Here is a 25,226-nt window from a genome sequence, read left to right on the forward strand (position 1 = left end):
CAGGCCAGCCTAGGGAGGGTCAACCGCGGCCGTGGGGCTCGAGCCACACCGCGGGATCGGGTCCCTGCGGCACGACCTGCGTCGGGTTCAGGTCCCGGTGCACGACGTAGTAGTGCGTCTTGATCTGGTCGAAGTCGGTGTTGTCGCCGAAGGCGGGGATCGCGTAGAGCTCGCGCGCGTATCCCCAGAGGTTCGGCATCTCGGTGAGCTTCTGCCGGTTGCACTTGAAGTGGCCGTGGTAGACGGCGTCGAACCGCGCGAGCGTCGTCCAGAGGCGTACGTCGGCCTCGGTGATCGCGTCCCCCATCAGGTAGCGCCGGGTGGACAGCCGCTCCTCGAGCCAGTCGAGCGCGACCCAGAGCCGGTCGTACGCCGCGTCGTACGCCTCCTGCGAGCCGGCGAAGCCGGCGCGGTAGACGCCGTTGTTGACCTCGGTGTAGACGCGCTGCATGACCTCCTCCATCTCGTCGCGGAGGTCAGCGGGCCACAGGTCGGGCGCGTCGGCGCGGTGGTGCTCGCGCCACTCGAAGAAGAAGTCGTGGGTGATCCACGGGAAGTCGTTGGTGACGACGCGGCCGGTCGGCACGTCCACGATCGCGGGCACCGTGATGCCGCGCGAGTAGTCGGGGAAGCGGGCGAGGTAGGCCTGCTGGAGCCGCTCGATGCCGAGCACCGGGTCGACGCCGCCGGGGTCGAGGTCGAAGGTCCAGCTGCGCTCGTCGTGGGTCGGGCCGGGCGTGCCCAGGGAGATGACGTCCTCCAGCCCGAGCAGCTGGCGCACGATGATCGCGCGGGTCGCCCAGGGGCACGCCTTCGCGGCGACGAGTCGGTAGCGGCCCGCCTCCACCGGCCACAGCTCGCCGTCCACCGGGCCGTGCTCCGGCGTCCGGCCGTCGCGCGTGATGCGGTCCGGGATGTACGTCGAGTCGCGCTTGAACTCGCCGGAGGAGACGTACGCCGCGGTGCCGCCCGAGTCGCTCATGACCACCAGCCTAGGTGAACGCTCAACGACTGCGCCTCACATGGCGACGCCGGTCGAGGCGAACGCGGCGGCGACGACCAGGCTGAGCGGCAGGCTGAGGACCAGCGCAGGGATCGTGACCCAGGGCCGGCGCAGCGACGCGGCGAGCATCAGGAGGGCGAGCACGACCAGCACCCGGGGCTCCTCGCCGAGCGCTCCGCGCCTCGCGACGTTCAGTGCGTCGCCGAGCAGCAGCGAGACGCCGACCGCCAGGCCGACGATCGCCCGCACCGACGAGCGACCGGCGGCCCAGGCCCCGGCCGAGCCGTAGATCGCACCCGAGACGCCCGCCAGGACCAGCCACTCGGTGGCGACGGGCGAGGTCAGGATCCAGCGGTCGCTGCCCCAGAGCACGACCTCGGCGGCGTAGTAGGCCTCGACCGCCACGGCCAGCATGACGACCGCGGCGACCGCCGCGCGCAACGTGTCGACCCGGAGGACCGCGCCGAGGGCGAAGGCGCAGGCCGCCCAGCCGGCGCACGAGTTGGCGACCGACGACCAGGCCGACGGGTGCTCGGTCGACCACCACAGGTCCACGACGCCGAGCACCACCCCGGTCGCGACCGCGACGGCGAGCACGACGGGCGTCGCCGGACCGACGTACGACGGTGCGCGGGGGGCGGCCGGGACGGGCGAGAGGGTGAGGTCGCTGCTCATGGCCTCCAGCCTGGTCGGCCGGACGCCCCCAGGCGTCGGCCTCAGGTACCGGACTGCTGGCCGGAGGTGCCGTCGTCGCGACGGGCCAGGGAGGCGACGAAGTCGAGCTTGTCGACGACCGGCGGCGGGATCACGAACGGGTAGAGGTCGTCCTTGCCCATGCTGCGGTTGATCATGTTGAGCGCGACCGACAGCGGCACCCACACCCCGGTGACGACGTCGCGGAAGCTGCTGAACGCCGCGACCGGCCCGACCGTGGCGAGCCCGAACTCGCCGGCGGTCTCGATGGTGTCGCAGATGTGCAGGTAGTGCGCCCAGGTCTCGGCGAAGTCCTCGAACGGGTGCATGGTGGCGTACGTCGAGATGTACTCGTCCTCCCACCCGAGCGGCGGGCCCTCGGAGTAGTGCCGGTCGATCTCGGCCTGGTAGTCCTTCGACTCGTCGCCGAAGAGCTCGCGGCAGCGGTTCATCCGCTCCTCGCCGCGCACCAGCTGCCACTCGTAGTAGTGGCCGACCTCGTGGCGGAAGTGCCCGAGCATCGTGCGGTAGGGCTCGGCGAGCTGCGCGCGGACCTTCTCGCGGTACGCCGCGTCGCTCTCGGCGAGGTCGATGGTGATCAGCCCGTCCTCGTGGCCGATCACGACGTTGTCCTCGTTGGATCGCTCGGTGGTGCTGAGCAGGTCGAAGGCCAGCCCGTTCTCGGGGTCGGTCGCCTTGCCGACCACCGGGAAGCCGAGGGTGTCGAGCTCCACGACGAGGTGCCGCTTGGCCTGCTCGGCGAGCCGGAACTGCTCCAGCCCCTCGAGGTCGTCGTCCGCGGGCCGGGTGCGGGTCAGGTCGCACGCGAAGCAGGTGCCGCCGTGCACCGGCGCGAGCCAGGTGCAGCCGGAGAGGTTGAGGTTGGCGCAGACCCACCAGATCGCCCCGGACGCGTCGACGTACCTCCCCGTCTCGTCGACCGGCACGATCGAGCGCTCGTCGCGCGAGAACCCGAGCGCCGTCCCGCAGGAGACGCAGACGGAGTTCTCGAAGTAGAGCGGGTTGTCGCAGACGCGGCAGCGGTAGGACTTCACGGGGGTGACGTTCCCAGTCGCGCCTCTCCTCACGCCACTCCGGGCCCCGGTTACCCGGCAGTCACTTCGGAGGCGCATACTCGAGGGACAGTGAGCACTTCATCCGGGCCCCGAGGCCGACACCTCGCCAGCAGCCCCTTCAAGCCCAAGGTCGAGCTCCCGATCGAGATCTTCGAGTCGGGCGACCTGGTCTCGCACGACTCGTACGGCGTCGGCCGGGTCGTCAGCGTCGAGAACGATGCGGTGACGGTCGACTTCCGCGACCAGACCGTCCGGGTCGCGAGCCCGTACCGGAAGATGACCAAGCTCTAGACCGGAGCGACGTCCACGGAGACGTCGAGGGTCGACGTCGTCGCCTCGGTGAAGATGACGCCCTTGACCGGCGGGACGTCGCCGTAGTCGCGACCCCAGGCGACGGTCACGTAGCGGTCACCGACCCACTGGTCGTTGGTCGGGTCGATGGCGAGCCACTCGTCGGTGAGTGGCAGCCACACGGCCACCCAGGCGTGCGAGGCGTCGGCGCCGACGACCCGGTCCTTGCCCGGCGGGGCCTCGGTGGCGAGGTAGCCGCTGACGTAGCGGGCGGCGAGGCCGTGCGTGCGCAGGCAGGCGATCGTCAGGTGCGCGAAGTCCTGGCAGACCCCGGCCCGCTCGCGGAAGGTCTCGGCCACCGTCGAGGTCACGGTCGTCGCGGTGGCGTCGTACTCGAAGTCGGCGTGGATGCGGTGCATCAGGTCGGTGACGGCCTCCCCGATCGGGCGGCCGGGCAGCAGCGACTGCGCGCCGTACTCCCGCGCCTCCAGGGTGTGCTCGACGGCCGCCGACGGGAGCGCGAAGTCGGTGGCCCGCCAGCCGCCGGGCAGCGACGGTTCGAGCAGGGGCCGGGCCCGCTCCCAGGGGGTCGCCAGCGCGGTCTCGTCGTACGTCGGCGCCGCGACCTCGACCTCCGAGCGACCGCGGACCACCAGCTCCCGGTGGGGCTGCGTCACCTGGAAGTAGGTCGCGGTGTTGCCGTAGCAGTCCGTGTCGTGGGACAGGTCGACCGGCGCGGGCGTCACCTCGACGTCCGCGGAGGCCACCGTCTGCGAGGGCAGCGAGCGCGGCACCAGGTGGGCGACACCGAGGCTGTCGGTGACGTCGTCGTCGTAGCCGTACGTCGTGTCGTGGGCGACCACGTATCTCATGAGCCCGCCTCCGAGACGAGCGAGAGCCCGAGCGAGCCGAGCGGGCGAGGCGGCGGTCCGCTGGCGAAGTGCACGTCGGCGACGGCGTCGGCCACTCGCTCCAGCGCCACCTGGAAGGCGTCGAGGAAGCGCACCAGGTTGGGGCGCTCGACACCGCCGATCGTGACCAGCCCGGCGACGTCGACCGCGGCCAGCTCGTCGAGCAGGTCGGAGAGCAGCCGCTCCGGGCGCGAGGAGCCCGTCGACCCGGGCAGCGCGGCGAGGTGCTCGCGTGCGGCGGCGAGGGAGAACGCGATGGAGCGCGGGTTCTCGGCGTCCATCAGCAGCAGCTCGAGCACGCCGGCGGGGCGGACGTAGCCGCGGTAGCGCCGCCGGTGGGTGACCGCGCTCTCGGTGGAGACCAGCACCGCGTTGAGCACCTCGCGGTCGACGTCGATGCCCCGCCGCTCGGTCGTCGTGGCGGCCAGCAGGTGGCAGACCTGGAGCGCGCGCTCGAGCGCGCGGCCCAGCCCGATCGCGTGCCACCCGGGGTCGCGGATCATGCTCGCGGTGACGCCCTGGAGGGACAGGATCCCGGTGAGCATCCGGCCCGCGCTCTCGGCGACCTGGTGGCTGTGCCGGCTGCCCTCGAGCGCCTCGACCGCACGGTCGGTGGCGCCGAACGCGCGCCAGGTGTCGGGCGAGAGCTGGTCGCGCACGCCGCGCAGCGCGTCGCGCAGCCCGTCGAGGCCGTAGGCGACGCCGCCCGCACGACCGCCGTCGAGCAGCAGGGAGCGGAAGTCGGCGTCCAGGTCCTCCTGGCCGGTCGGCGGCGCACCCGCCATCCGGTGCACGGACCCCATCAGCACGGCCAGGCTCGCGCCGCCGGTGGAGCGCGGCCGGGTGCGGAAGTCCTCGGCGAGGGTGTGCGCGGCGAGCACCAGGCGCAGCAGGTCCTCGACCCGCTCGGCGTACCGCCCGAACCAGAACATGTCCTCCAGCACGCGCGGCACCGTCATCGGCACCGACCGGCTGGCCGTCATCGGCAGCACACCGGTCAGGCCCTGGTCGGCGTCGCCGGCGCTGGCCTTGAGGACCCAGACGTCCTTGCTGGTGGGCGTGCTGGCGTCGAGCCAGCCGCTCGCCATGCCGCCGACGAGCGGTCGGTAGGCCGACCCGTAGCGGAGCGTGAAGGTGCGCAGCGTGACCGGCACGGCCCGGGTGCCGCCGCGCGACCAGGTCGGCGACTGCGACAGCGGCAGCCGCTCCTGCCCGACGAAGCGGTACGGCGCCGCCAGCACCCGCGCGCGGAGGTCGTCCACCGGCACGTCCGCGACGTCCTCGGGACGCCCGTCGATCGCCGAGATCGCCAGGTCCTCGAACCGGTCGAGCACGTGGTCGAGGCCGTCGGGGTCGCCGCACCACCACGTCGGCACCGAGCCGAGCCGCAGCGGCTCGCCCAGCAGCGCCTCGCAGGCGGCCGGGAGGAACGGCAGCAGGCCGGGGTTCTCCAGCACGCCGGCGCCGAGTCCGTTGACGACCCGCACCCGGCCGCGGCGTACCGCCTCGACGAGACCGGCGACGCCGAGCTGGGAGTCGCCGCGCAGCTCCAGCGGGTCGCTCCAGGCCGCGTCGACGCGGCGCAGGATCACGTCGACCCGCTCCAGCCGACCGGGCGCCCGCAGGTAGACCCAGCCGTCGCGCACGACGAGGTCGCTGCCCTCGACGAGCGGGAAGCCCAGGGCGGAGGCCACGAACGCCTGGTCGTACGCCGTCTCCGAGTGCGTGCCGGGCGAGAGCACGACGACCCGCGGGTCGGCCAGGTCGCCCTGCGCCGACTGGATCAGCGCGGAGCGCAGTGCCCAGAAGTAGGGCTCCATCCGGTGCAGGCCGGCCTCGCGGTAGAGCTCGGGCATCACCCGGGAGATGACGCGCCGGTTCTCCATCGCGTAGCCGATGCCCGACGGCGCCTGGGCCCGGTCGGCGATCACCCGCCACGCGCCGTCGGCGTCGCGGCCCAGGTCGGTCGCAGCGAGCACGAGCGGCCGCGGGTCGATCGCCTCGGGCCGGGCGACGACCCGCGTGTAGCCGCCGTGACCGAAGACCACCGCCGCCGGGACGATGCCCTCGGAGAGCAGCCGCTGCTCGCCGTACAGGTCGACGAGGATCGCGTTGAGCAGCTCGGCCCGCTGCGCGAGGCCGACCTCGACGGGCGCCCAGGCTGCGGCGTCGATCACCAGGGGCACCGGGTCGAGACGCCAGCGACCGTGCCCGCGGCCGGGGCGCGAGTAGGTCACGCCGTCGTCGGAGAGGAAGCGCCCGATCTCACCCTGCACGCGCCGCAGGTCGGACTCGGTGATCCCGACGGCGACCTCGGCGAGGCCCTTCCACGCCGGGCGCAGCGACCCGTCGGGCGCCACCACCTCGTCGTAGCGCGCGGTGACGCCGAGCGCCGGCTGGGTCACCGACGCGGCGTAGTCGCGCAGCACGGTCACGGCGTCGACCTCATCGGGGCGGGACCCGCCTCAGGTCGAGGATGCGCGGGTAGTCGTCGGTGGCCGCGCGGCTGCCCGCGTCGACCGCGGCCGCGACGTCGATCCGGCCGGGCGTGTGCCCGCGCGGCTCGAACCGGCCGAGCCGGCGCGCCTCGGCCTCCTGGGCGTTGACCGGCGGGTGGTCGTAGCTGCGGCCGCCCGGGTGCACGACGTGGTACGTCGCACCGCCGAGCGAGGTCTCGGCGTCGACGTCGACCACGTCGAAGCGCAGCGGTGCGTGCACCGGGATCGACGGGTGCAGCGCCGACCACGGCTGCCAGGCGCGGTAGCGCACGCCGGCGTAGAGGGCGCCGTCGCTGGTCGCGGTCAGGGGCACCGGGACACCCTGACACGTCACGAGGTGCCGGGAGGGGTCGATCCCACGGACCAGCACCTGGAGCCGCTCGACCGAGGAGTCGACGTACCGCGCGGTGCCGCCGGCCGTCGCCTCCTCGCCCAGCACGTGCCACGGCTCGATGGCGGAGCGGAGCTCCAGGGTGATGTCGTCGCCGAGGGTCGCCAGCCCGATGCGGGGGAAGCGGAACTCCGTGAACGGGTCGAGCCAGGCCTCCTCGAACGGGATGCCGAAGGCGCGCAGGTCGGCGGCGACCTCGGCGATGTCGTTGGTCGCACCCTCGGGCAGCAGGAAGTCCTCGTGCAGACGGGTGCCCCAGCGCACCAGCGGCGCGGTGAGGGGCTGCTCCCAGAACATCGCGACCAGGCTGCGCACCAGCAGCGCCTGGACCAGCGCCATCTGCGGGTGCGGCGGCATCTCGAAGCCGCGCAGCTCGAGCAGGCCGAGCCGGCCGCGCGAGGAGTCGGGGCTGTACATCTTGTCGACGCAGAACTCCGCGCGGTGGGTGTTGCCGGTCAGGTCGGTCAGCAGGTGCCGCAGCGCGCGGTCGACGAGCCACGGCCGCGGCTCGTCCTGCTCCTCGACGAGGCGGGCGATCTCGGCCGCGGCGATCTCCATCTCGTAGACCGCCTCGGGCCGGCCCTCGTCGAAGCGCGGGGCCTGACTGGTCGGGCCGATGAAGCGGCCGGAGAAGAGGTACGACAGGGACGGGTGCCGCTGCCAGTACGTGATCAGGCTGACGAGCAGGTCGGGCCGCCGCAGCAGCGGGGAGTCCACCGGCTGGGTGCCGCCGAGGGTGATGTGGTTGCCGCCGCCGGTGCCGGTGTGCAGCCCGTCGAGGTCGAACTTCTCGGTCGTCAGCGCGCAGTGCCGCGCGGCGTCGTAGAGCGTCGTCGTGAGGTCGCGCTGCTCCGCCCAGCTCGCGGTGGGCTGGACGTTGACCTCGATGACGCCCGGGTCGGGCGTCACGACGAGCTGCGTCAGGCGGGCGTCCGGTGGCGGGCCGTAGCCCTCGAGCACGACCGGGCAGCCGATCCGCCGGGTCGCGACCTCGACCAGCCGGAGCAGGTCGGTGTAGTCCTCGAGCCGTTCGGTCGGCGGCAGGAAGACGTGCACGTGCCCGTCGCGGGCCTCGAAGGTGAGGGCCGTCGTCGGCGCGCCCTCCGGGTCGCTGAGCCGCACCGGCCGCACGACCGGGCGCAGCGGCGGTCCTGCCTCGAGGTACGACGGTTGGTCCGGCGCCTCCGGGTCGGTCCACGAGATCGCGTCGAGCGGCAGCCGCAGCCCCACCGGCGAGGTGCCCGGGGTGAGCACCAGCCGGCCGCGCCGGAAGTGCCACGCCGGGCTCGTCCAGTCGTCCTCGCCGGTCCGGCCATCTGATGTGGCCAGCGGGAGCACCCAGCCCCGCACGTCGGTGACGTCGGCATCCATCGCGGCGACGTCGACGTCCTCGTCGACCGGCTCGCCGAGGGGGCGCCGCACCGCGGCGACGAGCTCGGCCAGCGGGTCGTCGTACGCCGCGCGCAGCTGCTCGGGCGGCAGCCCGAGGCTCTCGGTCACCCGGCGTGCGAGCGCCTCGGCGTGGGCCTCGGCGTCGCCGTCCGGCTGCCCGGACCAGGGATCCGCGAAGAGCTCCGGGTCCTCCCAGAGCGGTACGCCGTCGGTGCGCCACTGGAGCGCGATGTTCCAGCGCGGCAGGGGCTCACCCGGGTACCACTTGCCCTGACCGCGGTGCACGACCCCGCCCACGGCGTACACCTGGCGGAGCCGGTCCGCGAGGTCGTTCGCGAGCTCGCGCTTCTCGGGCCCGTCGGCGTCGGTGTTCCACTGCGGCGTGGTCGCGTCGTCGCGCGAGACGAACGTCGGCTCGCCACCCATCGTGAGCCGGACGTCACCGGCCACCAGGCGCTCGTCGACGGACTCGCCGAGAGCGTCGATGCGCGCCCACTGCGCGTCGGTGTAGGGCTTGGTCACCCGCGGGTCCTCGTGGACGCGGCGCACCTCGTTGTGGAACGAGAAGGTCACCTCGACCGGATCGGTCGCACCCTCGATCGGGGCCGCGGCGCTGGGGTGTGGCGTCGCCGAGAGCGGGATGTGGCCCTCACCGGCGAAGAGCGCGGAGGTCGGGTCGAGGCCGATCCAGCCGGCGCCCGGGACGAACACCTCCGCCCAGGCGTGCAGGTCGGTGAAGTCCTGCGCGGTCCCGGTCGGCCCGTCGAGGCCGACCATGCTGTCGGGGTCGGCGGCGAGCTGCACGAGGTAGCCGGACACGAAGCGCGCGGCCAGGCCGTGCTGGCGCAGCAGGCTGACCAGCAGCCAGGCGCTGTCGCGGCACGACCCGATGCCGATGCGCAAGGTCTCGTCGGGCGTCTGGACCCCGGTCTCCATCCGCACCGAGTAGGCGACGTCGCGGTGCACGGCCGCGTTGAGGCCGGCCAGGAACTGCACGATCGGCACGCCGTCCTCGGGCAGCGGCGGCAACGCCTGACGCCACGCGTCGGCGGCGACGCTGTCGTCGACGGGTCGCAGGTACGGCGCGAGGTCGGCCGCCAGCGCGGGCTCGTAGGCGAACGGGAACTGCTCGGCGTACTCCTCCACGAAGAAGTCGAGCGGGTTGATCACCATCAGGTCGGCGACCAGCCCGACGGTGATGTCGAGCTCGCGCACCTTCTCCGGGAAGACCAGGCGGGCCAGCCAGTTGCCGAAGGGGTCCTGCTGCCAGTTGAGGAAGTGGTTCTTCGGGCTGACGGTCAGGGAGTAGGCCTCGATGGGGGTGCGCGCGTGCGGCGCCGGGCGCAGCCGGACGACGTGCGGGGCGACGTTCACGGGCTCCGCGAACGTGTAGGTGGTCCGATGCTCGAGTGCGACCTTGACCGACATGGCCCCCACCTTGCCCGTGATGCGTTGCAGGGAGGTAACCCCGTCCACCGCTCAGAGCAGACCGCGGCCCTGCTTGGCGGTGAGCACCCGGAGGGCCGAGGCCCGGACCTTCGCCCGGAACCCCTTGTCGACGCGGGCCCGCTGGAGGACCGCGCGGTACATCGCGGGCAGCGTGTTGGAGTGGACGGCGAGCACGACGTCGCCGCCGGCGCCGACGAACCGCGTCGCACGCTGCCCCAGGGGGATGTCACCGACCTGCACCGCGTCGCTGAGGTCGTCGGAGATCACCACCCCGTCGAAGCCGAGGTCGCCGCGGAGGATCGTCCGCACGACGTACGGCGAGAACGCGGCCGGACGGTCGGGATCCAGCCGCTCGTAGCGGGCGGTCGACATCATCACGAACTGGGTCCCGGCCTCGACCGCGGCCCGGAACGGCGCCAGGTAGGGGTCGTGTCGGCGGGTGACCCGGTCGACGACGCCGGCGCTGGTGTCGGTGTTGGCGCGCACCCGGCCGAGCCCGGGGAAGTGCTTGACCGCGGTCGCGACCTTCCCGTCGTGCATCCCCCGCAGGAAGGCCAGCCCGTGGTCGGTGACGGCCTGCGGCGTGTAGCCGAACTCGCGGTCGTAGCCGCCGACCGGCGGGTTGTGCTTCGCCGCCCGGCGGCTCGGGACGGTGTCCAGGACCGGCGCCAGGTCGAGGTTCACGCCCACCTGGCGCAGCTCGGCGGCCCAGCCCGCAGCGGCGGCACGGAGCCGGGCCGGGCGCCAGCCACCCTGCACGAGCGCGGGCGGGATGTCCGAGAACCCCGGACCCTGGAGGACCCGGATGATGCCGCCCTCCTGATCGGTGGCGACGAAGAGCCGGACGCCGGCCGTGGAGTCCTTCGAGACCTCGGCCTGCATGGTCCGGGTGACACGCTTCGGCACCCGGACGCCGTCGTAGCTGCGACGGGTGAGCATCACGTTGCCGACGTGGAAGCGGCCGATCTGCGAGCGGGTCCGGGCGTCGACCTCGGTGGCGGGCGTGCCGACCATGAACAGCTGGCCGACCTGCTGGGGCAGCGTCATCCGGTCCAGCGTCGCCTCGGCCGGGGACGGTGGTGGGCCGACCGCCGCGGTCAGCAGCGAGGCGGCCAGGGCGAGGGACGGCGAGAACACGCGGGCGACCGTACCCGCGACCTCCCGGGCGACGGCAAACCACGACGCATTGCAAAGAACCATTTGCAAAGCATTCTTTGGAGTCGTACGGTGGCCGGGTGGACCTGACCTCGATCACCCCGTCGCCCCAGCAGATGAAGGCGCTCACCCACCCGGTGCGGGTGCGGATGCTCGGCATGCTGCGCATCGACGGCCCGGCGACGGCCACCACCCTCGCCGCCCGCCTCGGGCTGAACACCGGCGCGACGTCCTACCACCTGCGCCAGCTCGCGCAGCACGGGTTCGTGGTCGAGGACGCCGAGCGCGGCAACGCCCGCGACCGCTGGTGGAAGGCCGCCCACCAGTCGACGACCACGGACACCGCCGGCCCGGCGGAGCCCGAGGCGCGCGACACCCTGGACGCCTACCTCCAGTCCGTCGTCGTCGTGACCACCGAACGGCTCCAGCGCTCCGTCGAGGAGCTGCCGCTGCTGCCCGAGGAGTGGCGCGACGCGACGACGTACAGCGACTGGGTCGTGAAGCTGACGCCGCGCAAGGCCCGCGCCGTCATCGAGCAGCTCATCGAGGCCATGAAGGAGATCGACGAGGAGGACGACGCCGAGGCGGCGCCGTTCGTGCTCCAGCTCAACGCGTTCCCCTACCCGGGCAAGGTGCCTCAGCAGGGGGACGACCGGTGAGCCGCCGCCCGCTCTACGGCTGGCTGACGGCCGAGGCGATCTCCCTCACTGGCACCCGGGTGTCGATGGTGGCGCTGCCGTGGTTCGTCCTCACCACGACCGGGAGCGCGACGAGGACCGGACTCGTGGCGCTCGCGGAGATGCTGCCGCTGGTCGTGCTCAAGGTGCTCGGCGGCCCGGTGATCGACCGGGTCGGCGCCCGCCGGGTGGCGATCACCTGCGACCTCCTGTCGGTGCTCGCCGTCGGCGCGATCCCGTTGCTGCACGAGTCCGGCTGGCTGCCGTTCCCCGTGTTCCTCCTCCTGGTCGCGCTGGCCGGATCCCTGCGCGGCCCGGGCGACGGCGCCAAGGCCGCGCTCACGCCTGCGGTGGTCGCCGAGGCCGGCGTGCCGATGGAGCGCGCGACCGGGCTGCACTCGACCGTCGAGCGGACCGCCGGACTGCTCGGCGCCGCGCTCGCCGGCGGACTCGTCGCGTGGATCGGCCCGGCCGACGCGCTGGTCGTGGACGCCCTCAGCTTCGCGCTCTCCGCGGCCGTGCTGGGCTGGGCGACACGGTCGATGCGCCCGGTGCAGACCGAGGACGCGGACGATCCGGCGTCGTACGCGGCCAGGCTCCGCGCGGGCTGGACCTTCCTCCGCGGCGACCGGATCCTGCTCGGCATCGCGGTGATGGTGGCCCTGACCAACCTGCTCGACCTCGCGTACGCCGCGGTGCTGGTCCCGGTCTGGGCCAAGGAGACGACAGGCAGCGCGGCGACGGTCGGCCTCGTGTTCGCGACCTTCGGCGGTGCCGCGGCGATCGGCTCGATCTGCGCCGCCGCCTGGGCCGACCGGCTCCCCCGCTACCGCACCTACCTGATCGCGTTCCTGGTCTGCGGCGCCCCGCGCTACGCGGTCTTCGCGCTCGACGTGCCGATCGGCGTCGTGCTGGCCGTCTGCGTCGCGGGCGGCTTCGCCTCCGGCTTCCTCAACCCGATCCTGGGCGCGGTCATCTACGAACGCATCCCGGCCCCGCTGATGGGCCGCGTGACGTCGCTCAACACCGCGCTGTGCTTCGCCCTGATGCCGTTCGGCGGCATCCTCGGGGGCCTGCTGGTCGCCGGGGTCGGGCTCGACGCCGCGTTGCTCACCACCGGAGCGGCGTACCTCGTCGTCACGATGCTGCCCGCCCTCGACCCGCACTGGCGCGAGATCGACGTGCGACCGCCACTGGCGGAGCCGATACCGGCCGGCCGGGCGGGCGGCCACCCCATGTAACGCGGTGTCCACGTATCTGGGACGGGTCCACAGCCCCGCACCAGCCCGGTGGACACCGCGTTACAAGCGCGACCAGCGACCGGCGACGGCGATCAGCCGGTCGTTGGCCTCCGGCTCCCCGATCGACACCCGCGCGCCCTCGCCCGCGAACGGGCGGACGACGATGCCGGCCTCGTCGGCGGCAGCGGCGAAGTCGGCGGTCCGCTCGCCCAGCTCGAACCACACGAAGTTGCCCTGCGGCTCCGGCACGTCCCACCCGGCCTCGCGCAGCCCGGCCACCACGCGATCCCGCTCGGCGACCAGCGCATCCACCCGCTCGAGCAGCTCGGCGCGGCGCTCCAGCGACGCGATCGCGGCGGCCTGCGCGATCGTCGAGACGCCGAAGGGCAGCGAGACCGCGCGCAGCGCCGCCGCGATCGGCGCCGGCGCGACGGCGTACCCGACCCGGAAGCCGGCCAGCCCGTAGGCCTTGGAGAACGTGCGGGTGAGTACGACGTTGTCGTGGCGGCGGTAGGTCGCGATGCCGTCCACCGGGTCGTCCATCCGGACGAACTCCAGGTAGGCCTCGTCGACGACGACCAGCACGTGCGACGGCACCTTCGCCAGGAACCCGTCGAGCTCGGCCTGGGTGACGGACGGGCCGGTGGGGTTGTTGGGCGTGCAGACGAGCACCACCTTGGCGCGGTCGGTGATCGCCGCCGCCATCGCGTCGAGGTCGTGGCGACCGTCCGCGAGGACCGGCACCTTGACCGACGTCGCGGCGGCCGCCGTGATCGCGATCGGGTAGGCCTCGAAGGAGCGCCACGCGAAGACGACCTCGTCGCCGGGGTCGCAGAAGGCCTGCACCAGCTGGTAGATCAGGCCGACCGACCCGGTCGCGACCGACAGGTGGTCGGTCGGCACGTCGAAGGTCTCGGCGAGGGCGGTGTAGAGGGCCGCGCTCCCCATGTCGGGGTATCGGTTCATCGCGGCCACCCCCGCCTGAACGGCCTCGACGACGCCGGGCAGCGGCGGGTAGGGGTTCTCGTTGGAGGACAGCTTGTACGACGTCATCCCGGGTCGGACGGTCGGCGGCTTGCCTGCGACGTACGGCGGGATCTCCGCCACGGTCGCGCGCGGCTGGGGAGTGCTCATCCCGCCACCCTATTCACGCCGGTCGTCGGTGGCGCCAGGGCCGCAGCACCAGGGCGAGCACGATCCCGACGGCGACCCCGAGGACGGCGCCCGTGACGTTGTCGACCACGTCGGTGACGTCGCAGGCCCGGTCGATCCGGGCCAGCGCGAGCTGGGTCGCCTCGATGCCGGCGGAGTACGCCGCGAGCCCGGCGAGCCCGAGCGGCACCAGCACCCACCCGGCCCGCCAGCGGGCGCAGGCGAGCACGAGGAGCACACCGGCCGGGACGAAGACCAGGGTGTTGAGCAGCCGCTGCCCGCCGGAGAAGATCCAGAAGCCGTCGGGCGCCGGACCGCCGATGTCCCACGAGCAGGTGGTCAGCCGGCCCTCGGCCGACACGATGCCGGGGGCGCCGTTGGCCGGGATCAGGGTGATCGACCCGATGATGGCCAGCGACCAGACGAACCCCGCGATCGCCAGCGCGGACAGCCATCCCAGTCGCGGGCGCAGGACCACCGCGAGCAGCCCGCAGAGCAGGCCGGCCACCGCGATCAGCAGCAGCATCACGCCCACGCCACCGACCGGAAACACGTCGCCGAGGCTACCCACTAGGTTTGTGCAAGGCGCGGCGCGGGAGTCCGGGTCGGCCCTACGCTCCGGCCATGACCTCACGCCGGCTCGCCGCGGTGCTCCTCACCGCCCTCGCTCTCGCCTTCTCGGGCCTGACCGTCGCCTCGGCACCGGCCACGTCGGCCCCGCCGAAGACGGTCCTCTTCAACATGTACGCGCACGGCACCGTCGCGCCGAAGCGGATCTACCTGACCGCGGACGCCGGACCGTGGCTCAAGAAGCTCCAGTGGAAGAACTGGGGCAAGGCCCGGACCTCGGCCACCGGTGTCTACATCAGCAACTGCGCGTCGTGCGCGCCGCCGGCACGTCGTACGGCGACGGTCTGGCTGAGCAAGCCCGTCGTCTGCACGTCCGGCGAGGGCAAGGGCCTGCGCACCTACAACAAGGCCGTCGTCATCCTCAGCGCGCCGGACGAGGGCGCCGACAACCGGGTGTTCGAGATCCCTGCCGGCTGCCCCTGATCGGCGTACCGTCGCGGAGGTGAACCGCTACCTGCAGGACACGTTCGCGCCGGTGCACGAGGAGCTGACCGCGTTCGACCTCGAGGTCACGGGGACGCTCCCCGACCACCTCGACGGCCGCTACCTGCGGATCGGCCCCAACCCGCCGACCGACCCCGGCGAGGGCTACCACTGGTTCCTCGGCGAGGGCATGGTGCACGGCGTCCGCCTGCAGGACGGACGGGCGGAGTGGTACCGCAACCGCTACGTGCGCGCGCAAGGCGACGACTTCCCGCCCAACACCAACGTCTTCGAGCACGCCGGCCGCACGCTGGCCGTCGTCGAGGCCGGCGGCACGCCGTACGAGCTGACCCACGACCTCGACACCGTGGGGCCGTGCGACCTCGGCACGGTCACCGGCGGCTACACCGCACACCCGCACCAGGACCCGGAGACCGGCGAGCTGCACGCGGTCTCGTACAGCTGGACGCGCGGCAACCTCGTCGACTACTCGGTCGTCGGCACCGACGGCCGGGTCCGGCACCAGACGGAGATCGAGGTGACCGGCAGCCCGATGATCCACGACTGCGCGCTGACCGAGCACTACCTGGTCGTCTACGACCTCCCCGTCACCTTCGACCTCGGCATGGTCGCGGGCGAGCCGCCCCGTCCGCTCCAGGCGACGGACCGGCTGATCGACCAGGCCCTGCGCCACGGCACGGCCGCCCGTCAGCTGCCCTACTCGTGGGACGCCGACTACCCCGCGCGCATCGGGCTGCTGCCGCGCGAGGGGACCGACGCCGACGTCCGGTGGTTCGAGATCGACCCCTGCTACGTCTTCCACACCCTCAACGCCTACGAGGAAGGGACGGACGTCGTCATCGACGTGGTCCGCCACGACCGGATGTTCGCGACCGACTTCAGCGGGCCCAACGAGGGGCCGGCGCACCTCACCCGCTTCACGATCGACACCGCCGCCGGCACGGTGCGCGAGCACCGCTTCGACGAGCACAGCCAGGAGTTCCCGCGCCACGACGAGCGGCTCACCGGCCGCCGGCACCGCTTCGGGTACGCCGCGGGTGTCGTGGCGGCGGGCGTCCGCACCGGCGACACCGTGCTCAAGCACGACGTCGTCTCCGGGACCACGACCGAGCGGCGGCTCGGCGCCGGGCGCGAGGTCAGCGAGTTCTGCTTCGTGCCCTCGGCGCCGGACTCGGCCGAGGACGACGGCATCCTGATGGGCTACGTGTTCGACGCGGGCACCGGTCGCAGCGACCTGGTGCTCCTCGACGCCGAGACCCTCGAGGACATCGCGGCCGTACACCTGCCCGGCCGGGTCCCGGCCGGCTTCCACGGCAACTGGACGCCGACCGCCTGACCGCCGCCTGACGGCTCAGGTGTGGCCCGGCGGGAATCCGGGCACGGCTCGGTGATGAGCGCGACCACCGAGACCGAGAATCCCACCCTGCAACGGGGCCTCAAGCAGCGCCACCTGACGATGATCGCGATCGGCGGCGTGATCGGCGCCGGCCTGTTCGTCGGCTCGGGCGCGGTGATCTCGGAGACGGGCCCGTCGGCGTTCCTGTCCTACGCCATCACCGGCCTGCTCATCGTCCTGGTGATGCGGATGCTCGGTGAGATGGCCACGGCCAACCCGACCACCGGGTCGTTCTCGGAGTACGCACGCTCCGCCCTGGGTGGCTGGGCGGGCTTCTCGACCGCCTGGCTCTACTGGTACTTCTGGGTGATCGTCGTCGGGTTCGAGGCGGTCGCCGGCGCCGAGATCGTCCGCTACTGGGTCGACCTCCCGCTGTGGCTGGTGTCGTTGGCGCTCATGGTGCTGATGACCGCGACCAACCTCGCGTCGGTGCGCTCGTACGGCGAGTTCGAGTACTGGTTCGCCGGCATCAAGGTGCTCGCGATCATCGCCTTCCTCGTGCTCGGCACCCTGTACGTCGTGGGCGTCTGGCCCGACAAGGACTTCGACGTCAGCCTGATGACCAGCCACGGCGGCTTCTTCCCGATGGGCGTCGGCGCGATCTTCTCGAGCATCGTCGTGGTCGTCTTCTCGATGGTCGGGGCCGAGATCGCGACCGTCGCGGCCGCCGAGTCCGACGACCCCGAGAAGGCGGTCGCCCGGGCGACCCAGTCGGTCATCCTCCGCGTCGCGACCTTCTTCGTCGGCTCGATGATCCTGATCGTGCTGATCGTCCCGTGGGACGACAACGAGATCGGCGACTCGCCGTACGTCGCGGCGTTCACGCAGATGGGGATCCCGCACGCCGACGACATCATGAACGCGGTCGTGCTCACCGCCGTGCTGTCGTGCCTGAACTCCGGGCTCTACACGGCCTCGCGGATGGTGTTCGTGCTCGCGGACCGTGGCGAGGCACCGCGGGCGCTGACGAAGGTGAGCTCCCGCGGCGTCCCGGCCGCGGCGATCCTGACGTCGACGGTGGTCGGCTTCCTCTGCGTGATCGCCGCCTACGTCTCGCCGGACACCGTCTTCCTGTTCCTGCTCAACTCGTCGGGCGCGGTGATCCTCTTCGTCTACCTGCTCATCGCGGTCAGCGAGCTGGTGCTGCGCCGGCGCACGCCCGACGACCAGCTGGTGGTGAAGATGTGGGCCTACCCGGTGCTCACCGTCGCCGCGATCCTCGGCATCCTCGCGATCCTCGTGCAGATGCTGCTCGGGGACGACACCCGCTCCCAGCTGCTGCTGAGCCTGCTCTCGTGGGCCTTCGCCCTCGTCCTGTACGCCGCGACCCGCCACTTCTCGCGGCGTCGCTCGGTGACAGAAGGCTAGGGCAGCAGCACCTCGCCGCCGGGGACGGCGGGGAGGTCCCGGCCGATCCGCACGTCGACGGGGTTGGTGAGGCAGCGGATCGAGCCGCCGCCCTTGTGGAACTCCGACAGGTCCACGATCACGACCTCGAAGCCCCACTCCTCGAGCTGCGCCCGCACCCGGTCGGGGCACGCCGGCATCACGACGGTGCGGCCGATCACGATCGAGTTGGCGCAGAAGGTGGTCAGCGCCTCCTCCTCGGTGAGCACCAGCGGCTCGGGCACCAGCGCGAGCAGCGCGGCGGCCGAGGCCTCGTCCAGCGCCGACGGGCAGACAAGTGCGCGGCGGTCGTCGAGCGGGCAGAACGCCAGGTCGAGGTGGTACATCCCGGGGTGGGTGATCCGCAGGCCGCGGACCCGGATGCCCAGGTCGGTCGCCAGGTGCTTGAGCGCGAGCTCCTCGGTGCGCGGGCCGTAGCCGACCACGAGCGCGTCGCCGAACGCGAACGCGTCACCGGCCTCCAGGTGCGCGCCGACGCCGTCGCGACCGACGTACGACGTCGTGAAGCCGTGCTCGGCGAACCACGGCTGGGCGGAGTCGGTCTCCATCCGGCGCTGCGGGTAGCGCATGTGCGACATCACGACCTGCGGGGTGCCGTCCTCGGCGACCAGGCCGAGGCCGAGGTTCATCGCGTAGACCATGTCGGGGGCGTCCTCGCGCTGCGGCAGCGCGGCGACGGTGCCGCCGAGGCGCTCGATGGTCTCGACCAGGGTGCGCCACTGGGCCATCGCGAGCTCGGGATCGGGCTGGTCCGAGGGGTCCATGAACGGGTTGATGACGTACTCCACGCGGAAGTGCGTCGGCTCGACCATGACGTAGTCGCGGCCCCAGGACAGCTCCATGGATCCCTCCTCCGATGATTGCATGATTGTCGGACAATCTGACATGGCGAGTGTAGAGCACAATGAGCCCATGTCCAACGCCGGGCCGGAGACCCCGTTCAGCTCGCTCCACCTCGAGCTCGCCTCGACCGTGGACCGGGTCGCCGACGAGCTGCGCCGGGCCGTGTTCGACGGCGAGCTGGAGTCGGGGACGGCGTTGCGCGAGGTCGCCCTGGCGTCCTCGCTCGGGGTCTCGCGGCCGACGGTCCGCGAGGCGCTCGGCGTGCTCGTCGCCGAGGGCCTGGCGACCCGCGAGCCCAACCGGGGCGTGTCGGTCGCGACCCCCGACCCCGACTCGGTCCGCGACATCTGCCGGGCCCGCTGGGTGCTCGAGGGCGCCGGCGTACGCCGCTGGTCGAGCGCGCCGGAGGAGCTGCGCGACGCCGTCCGCAGCTCGCTAGTCCGCTACACCAGCGCGGTGCGCTCCGGCGGGTCCTACCAGGAGCTCAACGAGCGGCACCTGGCCTTCCACGTCTCGCTCGTGGGCCTCTCCGACTCACCGCGGCTGGTGGCGATGGCCGAGAGCCTGATGGTCGAGCTGAAGCTCGCGCTCGCGCAGGTCGACCGGATCCGCCGCAACGCCCACGACCAGGCCGACAGCCACACCGCCCTGGTGATGCTGCTCGAGCGCGGCGACGTCGAGGGCGCGTCGTCCTTCCTCGAGAAGCATCTCGCCGACGCGGAGACCTCGATCATCGACGCCCTCAACCTCTAGGGTGAGGTCGTGGGAATCCTCAGGTTCATCGGGTGGCTCGCCACCAACGCCATCGCCGTCGCCGTCGCCGCCTGGATGTTCGACGGCATCTACTTCGGGACCGCGGCCGAGACGGCCTCGCAGGAGTGGACCGACAAGCTCTGGCCGCTGCTCTTCGTGGCGCTGGTGGTCGGCATCATCAACTCCTTCGTGCGACCGATCATCAACTTCCTGTCGATCCCGTTCATCATCGTGACGCTGGGCCTGTTCCTGCTGCTCACCAACGCGCTGATGCTCAGCTTCGCGGAGTGGCTGGTCGGCCTCTTCGACGTGGACTTCACGGTCGACGGCTTCTGGACGACGATCGGCGGCGCCCTGGTCATCACCATCGTGACCTGGATCGTGCAGCTGGTCTTCGGCAAGCCGCAGGCGGCCGTCGTCCAGGACTACTGACGGGTGCTGCCCGGCGCACGATCCTCGGACCGCTACCGGATCGAGCTCGTCTGCCTGGGCAACATCTGCCGCTCGCCGACGGCGCACGTCGTCCTCGAGGAGCGGATCGCCGACGCCGGGCTCGGCGACCTGGTCGAGGTGACCAGCTCCGGCACCGGCGACTGGCACGTCGGTGACCCGATGGACCGGCGCGCGGCGGCCACGCTGACCGCGGCCGGGTACGACGCGACCCGCCACCGCGCGCGCCAGTACGACGCGGGCGAACCGGTCGACCTGGTGCTCGTCATGGACGACGCCAACCTCGCCGACGTCGGTGGCCGGACCGACCGGGTGCGCAAGTTCCGCGACCTCGACCCGCTCGCCTCTCCCGCCAAAGGCGGGAGCGACGTACCCGACCCGTACTACGGTGGGGACGACGGCTTCGAGGAGGTGCTCACGATGGTCGAACGGACTGCGTCCGCGATCGTCGACGCGCTGCTCCACGAACGGCCCTGGCTGTCGTGACCCGCCAGCCGCTGGTCGCCAGGCGTGCCGAGGAGCTCCTCGGGACGTCGGTGATCGCGACTGCCCCCGTGGCCGGCGGTGACATCGCCACCTCGACCCGGCTCCGGCTCAGCGACGGCACCACGGCACTGATGAAGACGCTCCCGCACGCGCCCGAGGACTTCTTCACCGACGAGGCGGAGGGGCTGCGGTGGCTCGGCGAGCCCGCGGCCGACGGTGGCGCGCAGGTGCCGGAGGTGCTCGGCGCCGACCACGAGTGCCTGATCATCCGCTGGATCGAGCCGGGCAAGCAGTCGGTCGACGCGGCCACCGCGTTCGGACGCGAGCTCGCGGCGACGCACGCAGCCGGCGCCGACCAGTTCGGCCTCGACCGCGACGGCTACATCGGCAAGCTGCCGCTGCCCAACCGGCCGACCGAGACCTGGGCCGAGTTCTACGCCGTACGCCGGGTGCTGCCCTACCTCAAGCTGGCCCGCGACCGCGGCGCCGTCGACGACCGGGACGCGGCCACCATCGAGGCCGTCGTCGCCCGGCTGCCCGACCTGGTGCCCGACGAGCCGCCGGCCCGCCTGCACGGCGACCTCTGGAACGGCAACGTGCTGTGGGGCCTCGACGGCCGGGTCTGGCTGATCGACCCGGCGGCGTACGGCGGGCACCGCGAGGTCGACCTGGCGATGCTCGCGCTGTTCGGGCTGCCGCACCTGCCCCGCGCCCTCGACGCCTACGACGAGGTCGCGCCGCTGGCCGACGGCTGGCAGGACCGCGCCGCGCTGCACCAGATCTTCCCGCTGCTCGTGCACGCCTGCCACTTCGGCGGCGGGTACGCCGCCCGCGCCGCCCAGGCCGCCGCGACGTATGTCTGAGTCGTCGCTTCTCAGTACCGACTCAGGCGTGCCTGGCAGAGTGTCACCGTGAGCAGCACGCCCGTCCCGAAGCCCCGCGTCCTCGTCGTCGACGACGACAAGGCGGTCCGCGAGTCGCTGCGGCGCTCGCTCGAGTTCAACGGGTACGACGTGTCGCTCGCGTCCGACGGCGCCGAGGCCCTCGCCGGCATCGCGGCGACCGACCCCGACGTGGTCGTGATGGACGTGATGATGCCGCGTCTCGACGGTCTGGAGGCGACCAGGGCGCTGCGCAAGGCGGGCAACGACCTGCCGATCCTGGTGCTCACCGCCCGCGACGCGGTCGGCGACCGGGTCGAGGGTCTCGACGCCGGCGCCGACGACTACCTGACGAAGCCTTTCGCCCTCCAGGAGCTGCTCGCCCGGTTGCGCGCGCTGCTGCGCCGCGCCGTACCCCGTGAGGACGATCTCGACGAGACCATCGGCTTCTCCGACCTCACCATGGACATCGCGACCCGCGAGGTGAAGCGCGGCAACCGGCAGATCGAGCTGACCCGCACCGAGTTCACCCTGCTCGAGATGTTCCTGCGCCGGCCGCGCCGGGTGCTCGAGCGCTCGTTCATCCTCGAGGAGGTCTGGGGCTACGACTTCCCCACGACCGCCAACTCGCTCGAGGTCTACGTCGGCTACCTGCGTCGCAAGACCGAGGCGGAGGGCGAGTCCCGGCTGATCCACACGGTGCGCGGCGTGGGCTACGTGCTGAAGGAATCGTGACCGTCCTGCCTCCTCCGGGCACCGACGGCCGATGGCACTACCGCAGGTCGCTGGCCTCCCGGGTCACCATCCTCACGACGCTGGCCGCCGGCGCGACGGTCGCGCTGATGGCGCTCGGCGCCTACGTCACGGTGCGGATGCAGCTCCAGTCCACGTTGGACGACTCGCTGATGCACCGGGCGGAGACCACCTCGACCGGGATCGTGTGCGACACCCAGCTCCAGGTGCCGCCGGAGTACTTCGGCGCGTCGGACGTCTGGGTCGCCTGCCTCGACGGTGTCGGCAACAAGGTGCTCCGCGCCAAGGACACCGACGAGATGCGGCGGTTGATCGGCGCTCCCGAGGAGGCCGTCGCGAAGGACCAGCGGCACAGCTCGATCCGGACCGTGAGCGGCGACGGCACCCGCTGGCGACTGGCGGCGGTGCACCGCGCCGACGGGTCGACGATGGTGATCATGCAGCCCCTCGACGCCCAGGAGCGGCTGCTGGCGAAGCTCGGCACCGTGATGCTGCTCTTCGGCCTCGCCGGGGTCATCGGCGCCGGCCTGGCCGGCTGGGGCGTGGCCCGCAACGGCCTGCGCCCCGTACGCCGCCTCACCGACGCCGCCGAGCACATCGCCCGCACCGAGGACCTGCGCCCGCTGCCGGTGGAGGGCGACGACGAGCTGGCCCGCCTGGCCACGGCGTTCAACCAGATGCTGCTGGCGCTCGCGGCGTCCCGTGACCGCCAGCGCCAGCTGGTCGCCGACGCCGGGCACGAGCTGCGCACGCCGCTCACCTCGCTGCGCACCAACCTCGACCTGCTCAGCCAGGTCGACGCCGCGGGGGTGGGCCTGCCGCCGGAGGCGCGGGCCGAGCTGCTCGAGGACGTGCACGCCCAGATCGAGGAGCTCACCACCCTGATCGGCGACCTCGTCGAGCTGGCGCGCGACGAGCCGCTGACGCACGTGGTCGAGCCCGTCGACCTGCCCGAGCTCGTCGACCGCGTGGTCGCCCGGGTCCGGCGCCGCGCGCCCGGTCTCTCCTTCGACGTCGAGCTCGCGCCCTGGTACGTCATCGGCGAGGGCGCAGGCCTCGAGCGCGCCGTCACCAACCTGCTCGACAACGCCGCCAAGTGGAGCCCGGAGGACGGGACGGTCACCGTGCGCCTGCTCGACGGCACCCTCACGGTCGACGACCAGGGACCCGGCATCGCGCCCGCCGACCGGCCGCACGTCTTCGACCGCTTCTACCGCTCGCAGGAGTCGCGCGGCATGTCCGGCTCCGGCCTCGGCCTCTCCATCGTCCGCCAGGTCGCCGAACGACACTCCGGCACCGTCACCGCGGACGACGCCCCCGGCGGCGGCGCCCGCCTCACGCTGTGGCTCCCCGGCGCGGCCGCGCCGGTGCCGACCTGGACGCCGGCGTGAGGGCGGTCGCCCTGACCGTCCTGGCGCTCGCGCTGGGTGGTCTCGCGGGTTGCTCGTCCGACGGCTCCGACGCGCCCAGCGCCGCGGAGTCGGCGGCGGCGAACGTCGCCTGGAGCCCGTGCGACGACCTCACGGCAGCGTCGGTCGGCCGCCTCGTCGGCTCGGGCGTGAAGGAGCAGGACGGCACCGTCACCGCGCCGCGCTGCACGTTCACGCCCGCGGAGACGGGCGGACCGGCGTACGACGTGAACTACCTGTGGTTCGACGGCGGCCTCGATGCCGCGCTCGACGCGATGGGGGCCTCCGGCGACCAGCTGCGCTCGGTCGACGTCGCGGGCGCGGACGCGGCTCGGGTGGCCGTCCGGGCCGAGAAGGGTGGCGTGCTGGTCACCGGCTTCGTCCAGACCGAGGGTCTGGTGCAGAGCGTGAACGCCGCCCAGGTCGCGCCGTACGACGAGGACCAGGTCGTCAGCGGGACCAAGGCGCTGCTCGCGGCACTCGCGGAGAAGGCGCCGACCACACCGCAGGGCTAGTCCCCGACAATGGGTCCGTGACCGACGAGATCTCCTTCTTCACCCACGACGGGGACGACCTCGTCCCGACGCCACTCGCGTGCAGCATGTGGAGCGACGACCAGCTGCACGGCGTGGCGGTGAGCGGTGCGCTGGCCAGGGCCGCCGAGCAGTGCCTGGCCGCGACCGGCCGCACCGACCTGCGGCCGGCGCGGTGGGTGGTGGACCTCTTCAAGGCGGCGCGCATGCAGCCATGCACGTTCGAGACGACGGTGGTCCGCGAGGGCTCCCGGATCTGCCTGGTCGACGTGACGCTGACCCAGGGCGACGTACGGGTGGCGCGGGCGTCGGCGACGTTCCTGAAGCCGTCGGCCACCGCCCCCGGCGACGTCTGGCAGCCTTCCGAGCGGCCCTCACCGCCCCCGCTCGACGTCGCGCCCGAGACGGACGAGCCACGGGTGCCCTTCATGCGCTCGTCGTCGCCGTGGTCGCAGAACTTCACCGAGCACCAGAACGGCGACCGCAAGGCCTCTTGGAGCAGCGCGATCCCGGTCGTCACGGACGAGCCGCTCACGCCGTTCCAGGCCGTTGCCTCCGCCGCTGACGGTGCGAGCATGGTGACCAACTGGGGCACCAACGGCGTGGAGTACATCAACACCGACATCGCGCTGACCCTGGCGCGCACGCCGGTCGGCGTCGAGATCGGGCTCCTCGCCACCGACCGCGTCGAGCAGGACGGCATCGCGTCGGGCACCACCGCCGTCTTCGACCGGGCCGGCGCCCTCGGCACCGTCACCGTCGCCGCCCTCGCCAACGCCCAGCGCACCGTCGACATGGGCGGCGTCGAGTACTCCGACGACGGCCAGCGCCGCGCGACCCGGGTCTGACGCGACGAACTGGCGCAGCGCAGGTGCAGGATCGGTGGTTGAGTTGTGAGGGCCGCTAGGCCCGAGCCTCGAAACCACCACCGGGCAGATCAGCTCAGCGCCGCGGCTCGCCGTGGTCGCCGTGGTCGCCGTGGGTGACGCGGCGGACGGGATACGTGGTCACCGCGGCCTGTGGTGGCGGGGGCGATTTCCAGTGGCTGGTCGGCCTGCGGGTCCGCTCGGGTCGACCGTCGTGGCCCGGGCCGGACTCGGCGGGTGCGCGGTGGTTGAGGTGTGAGGGCCGTCAGGCCCGAGCCTCGAAACCACCACCGGGCAGATCAGCTCAGCGCCGCGATTCGTGGTGGTCGCCGTGGGTGACGCGAATGACGGGATACGTGGTCACCGCGGCCTGTGGTTGCGGGGGCGATTTCCAGTGGCTGGTCGGCCTGCGGGTCCGCTCGGGTCGACCGTCGTGGCCCGGGCCG

The 25,226-nt window shown here is 72.7% G+C and carries 24 protein-coding genes; 14 read left to right on the top strand and 10 right to left on the bottom strand.

Features of this window, described 5'->3' with window-relative positions:
* Window positions 1-19 precede the first annotated feature (19 nt).
* Genes ACFPYL_RS06340 through ACFPYL_RS06350 form a run of 3 tightly spaced genes read right to left on the bottom strand, consistent with a single transcriptional unit; the run spans window position 20 to window position 2,751 of the window.
* Window positions 20-982: a glutathione S-transferase family protein gene (locus ACFPYL_RS06340; protein ID WP_379151833.1), complete on the bottom strand. Its 963-nt coding sequence runs from the start codon at window positions 980-982 to the stop codon at window positions 20-22.
* Window positions 983-1,018: 36 nt separating this feature from the next.
* Window positions 1,019-1,678, bottom strand: a complete 660-nt coding sequence (locus ACFPYL_RS06345) for a DUF6518 family protein (RefSeq protein WP_379151836.1) — start codon at window positions 1,676-1,678, stop codon at window positions 1,019-1,021.
* Between the two features lie 41 nt (window positions 1,679-1,719).
* Entirely contained in the window at window positions 1,720-2,751 is a 1,032-nt protein-coding gene (locus tag ACFPYL_RS06350; protein ID WP_379151839.1) for a zinc-binding metallopeptidase family protein, read from the bottom strand.
* 90 nt (window positions 2,752-2,841) lie between these two features.
* Here ACFPYL_RS06350 and ACFPYL_RS06355 point away from each other — a divergent pair, with 90 nt between their 5' ends.
* Window positions 2,842-3,063, top strand: a complete 222-nt coding sequence (locus tag ACFPYL_RS06355; protein ID WP_379151842.1) for a hypothetical protein — start codon at window positions 2,842-2,844, stop codon at window positions 3,061-3,063.
* Here the strand turns inward: ACFPYL_RS06355 and ACFPYL_RS06360 are convergent.
* From ACFPYL_RS06360 to ACFPYL_RS06375, 4 genes are read right to left on the bottom strand one after another with little or no spacing between them, the layout of a single operon-like run.
* Complete coding sequence (locus ACFPYL_RS06360; protein ID WP_379151845.1) at window positions 3,060-3,935, bottom strand: transglutaminase family protein; 876 nt, start codon at window positions 3,933-3,935, stop codon at window positions 3,060-3,062. The two genes, ACFPYL_RS06355 and ACFPYL_RS06360, sit on opposite strands and share 4 nt — an antisense overlap.
* Window positions 3,932-6,409: a circularly permuted type 2 ATP-grasp protein gene (locus tag ACFPYL_RS06365; protein WP_379151848.1), complete on the bottom strand. Its 2,478-nt coding sequence runs from the start codon at window positions 6,407-6,409 to the stop codon at window positions 3,932-3,934. The genes ACFPYL_RS06360 and ACFPYL_RS06365 overlap by 4 nt, the downstream gene beginning before the upstream one ends.
* 10 nt (window positions 6,410-6,419) lie before the next feature.
* The gene (locus ACFPYL_RS06370) at window positions 6,420-9,683 is read right to left on the bottom strand and encodes a transglutaminase family protein (protein ID WP_379151850.1); all 3,264 of its coding nucleotides are present in this window, start codon (window positions 9,681-9,683) and stop codon (window positions 6,420-6,422) included.
* 51 nt (window positions 9,684-9,734) lie between these two features.
* A complete protein-coding gene (locus ACFPYL_RS06375; RefSeq protein WP_379151853.1) occupies window positions 9,735-10,841 on the bottom strand; it encodes a glycoside hydrolase family 3 N-terminal domain-containing protein in 1,107 nt (368 codons plus the stop codon).
* A gap of 98 nt (window positions 10,842-10,939) precedes the next feature.
* Here ACFPYL_RS06375 and ACFPYL_RS06380 point away from each other — a divergent pair, with 98 nt between their 5' ends.
* Together ACFPYL_RS06380 and ACFPYL_RS06385 are read left to right on the top strand one after the other, a co-directional pair.
* Window positions 10,940-11,518: a helix-turn-helix domain-containing protein gene (locus tag ACFPYL_RS06380; RefSeq protein ID WP_379151856.1), complete on the top strand. Its 579-nt coding sequence runs from the start codon at window positions 10,940-10,942 to the stop codon at window positions 11,516-11,518.
* A complete protein-coding gene (locus ACFPYL_RS06385) occupies window positions 11,515-12,777 on the top strand; it encodes an MFS transporter (protein ID WP_379151858.1) in 1,263 nt (420 codons plus the stop codon). The genes ACFPYL_RS06380 and ACFPYL_RS06385 overlap by 4 nt, the downstream gene beginning before the upstream one ends.
* 60 nt (window positions 12,778-12,837) lie before the next feature.
* Here the strand turns inward: ACFPYL_RS06385 and hisC are convergent, their stop codons facing one another.
* Window positions 12,838-13,911: a histidinol-phosphate transaminase gene (gene hisC / locus ACFPYL_RS06390; RefSeq protein ID WP_379151861.1), complete on the bottom strand. Its 1,074-nt coding sequence runs from the start codon at window positions 13,909-13,911 to the stop codon at window positions 12,838-12,840.
* 13 nt (window positions 13,912-13,924) lie between these two features.
* Window positions 13,925-14,482: a VanZ family protein gene (locus ACFPYL_RS06395; protein WP_379151865.1), complete on the bottom strand. Its 558-nt coding sequence runs from the start codon at window positions 14,480-14,482 to the stop codon at window positions 13,925-13,927.
* 71 nt (window positions 14,483-14,553) lie between these two features.
* On the opposite strand from ACFPYL_RS06395, the gene ACFPYL_RS06400 reads away from it, so the two are divergent.
* From ACFPYL_RS06400 to ACFPYL_RS06410, 3 genes are read left to right on the top strand one after another with little or no spacing between them, the layout of a single operon-like run.
* Window positions 14,554-14,982, top strand: a complete 429-nt coding sequence (locus ACFPYL_RS06400) for a hypothetical protein (RefSeq protein ID WP_379151868.1) — start codon at window positions 14,554-14,556, stop codon at window positions 14,980-14,982.
* Between the two features lie 19 nt (window positions 14,983-15,001).
* Window positions 15,002-16,339 (top strand): carotenoid oxygenase family protein, encoded by a 1,338-nt coding sequence (locus ACFPYL_RS06405; protein WP_379151871.1) that lies wholly within the window; start codon window positions 15,002-15,004, stop codon window positions 16,337-16,339.
* A 54-nt stretch (window positions 16,340-16,393) separates the two neighbouring features.
* A complete protein-coding gene (locus ACFPYL_RS06410) occupies window positions 16,394-17,767 on the top strand; it encodes an amino acid permease (protein WP_379151874.1) in 1,374 nt (457 codons plus the stop codon).
* Here ACFPYL_RS06410 and ACFPYL_RS06415 read toward each other — a convergent pair.
* Window positions 17,764-18,648, bottom strand: a complete 885-nt coding sequence (locus ACFPYL_RS06415) for a dimethylarginine dimethylaminohydrolase family protein (RefSeq protein WP_379151877.1) — start codon at window positions 18,646-18,648, stop codon at window positions 17,764-17,766. The two genes, ACFPYL_RS06410 and ACFPYL_RS06415, sit on opposite strands and share 4 nt — an antisense overlap.
* 70 nt (window positions 18,649-18,718) lie before the next feature.
* Between ACFPYL_RS06415 and ACFPYL_RS06420 the strand changes: the two genes are divergently transcribed.
* The 8 genes from ACFPYL_RS06420 to ACFPYL_RS06455 are packed head-to-tail and all read left to right on the top strand — an operon-like array spanning window position 18,719 to window position 24,762.
* On the top strand, window positions 18,719-19,402 hold the full coding sequence (locus tag ACFPYL_RS06420; protein WP_379151879.1) for a GntR family transcriptional regulator: 684 nt from the start codon (window positions 18,719-18,721) through the stop codon (window positions 19,400-19,402).
* Between the two features lie 9 nt (window positions 19,403-19,411).
* Window positions 19,412-19,834: a phage holin family protein gene (locus ACFPYL_RS06425; RefSeq protein WP_379151882.1), complete on the top strand. Its 423-nt coding sequence runs from the start codon at window positions 19,412-19,414 to the stop codon at window positions 19,832-19,834.
* 3 nt (window positions 19,835-19,837) lie between these two features.
* Window positions 19,838-20,338: a low molecular weight protein-tyrosine-phosphatase gene (locus ACFPYL_RS06430; RefSeq protein WP_379151885.1), complete on the top strand. Its 501-nt coding sequence runs from the start codon at window positions 19,838-19,840 to the stop codon at window positions 20,336-20,338.
* The gene (locus ACFPYL_RS06435) at window positions 20,335-21,201 is read left to right on the top strand and encodes a fructosamine kinase family protein (RefSeq protein ID WP_379151888.1); all 867 of its coding nucleotides are present in this window, start codon (window positions 20,335-20,337) and stop codon (window positions 21,199-21,201) included. Before ACFPYL_RS06430 ends, ACFPYL_RS06435 begins: the two co-directional genes overlap by 4 nt.
* 48 nt (window positions 21,202-21,249) lie before the next feature.
* Window positions 21,250-21,954, top strand: a complete 705-nt coding sequence (locus tag ACFPYL_RS06440; RefSeq protein ID WP_379151890.1) for a response regulator transcription factor — start codon at window positions 21,250-21,252, stop codon at window positions 21,952-21,954.
* Window positions 21,951-23,363 carry a HAMP domain-containing sensor histidine kinase gene (locus ACFPYL_RS06445; protein ID WP_379151893.1) on the top strand — a complete coding sequence of 471 codons (1,413 nt, stop codon included), beginning with the start codon at window positions 21,951-21,953 and terminating at the stop codon, window positions 23,361-23,363. Before ACFPYL_RS06440 ends, ACFPYL_RS06445 begins: the two co-directional genes overlap by 4 nt.
* Window positions 23,315-23,896, top strand: a complete 582-nt coding sequence (locus ACFPYL_RS06450; RefSeq protein ID WP_379151896.1) for a hypothetical protein — start codon at window positions 23,315-23,317, stop codon at window positions 23,894-23,896. Before ACFPYL_RS06445 ends, ACFPYL_RS06450 begins: the two co-directional genes overlap by 49 nt.
* 17 nt (window positions 23,897-23,913) lie before the next feature.
* A complete protein-coding gene (locus ACFPYL_RS06455; RefSeq protein WP_379151899.1) occupies window positions 23,914-24,762 on the top strand; it encodes a thioesterase family protein in 849 nt (282 codons plus the stop codon).
* Window positions 24,763-25,226 lie beyond the last annotated feature (464 nt).

This window comes from Nocardioides hankookensis, assembly GCF_042658885.1.
GTDB lineage: Bacteria > Actinomycetota > Actinomycetes > Propionibacteriales > Nocardioidaceae > Nocardioides > Nocardioides hankookensis.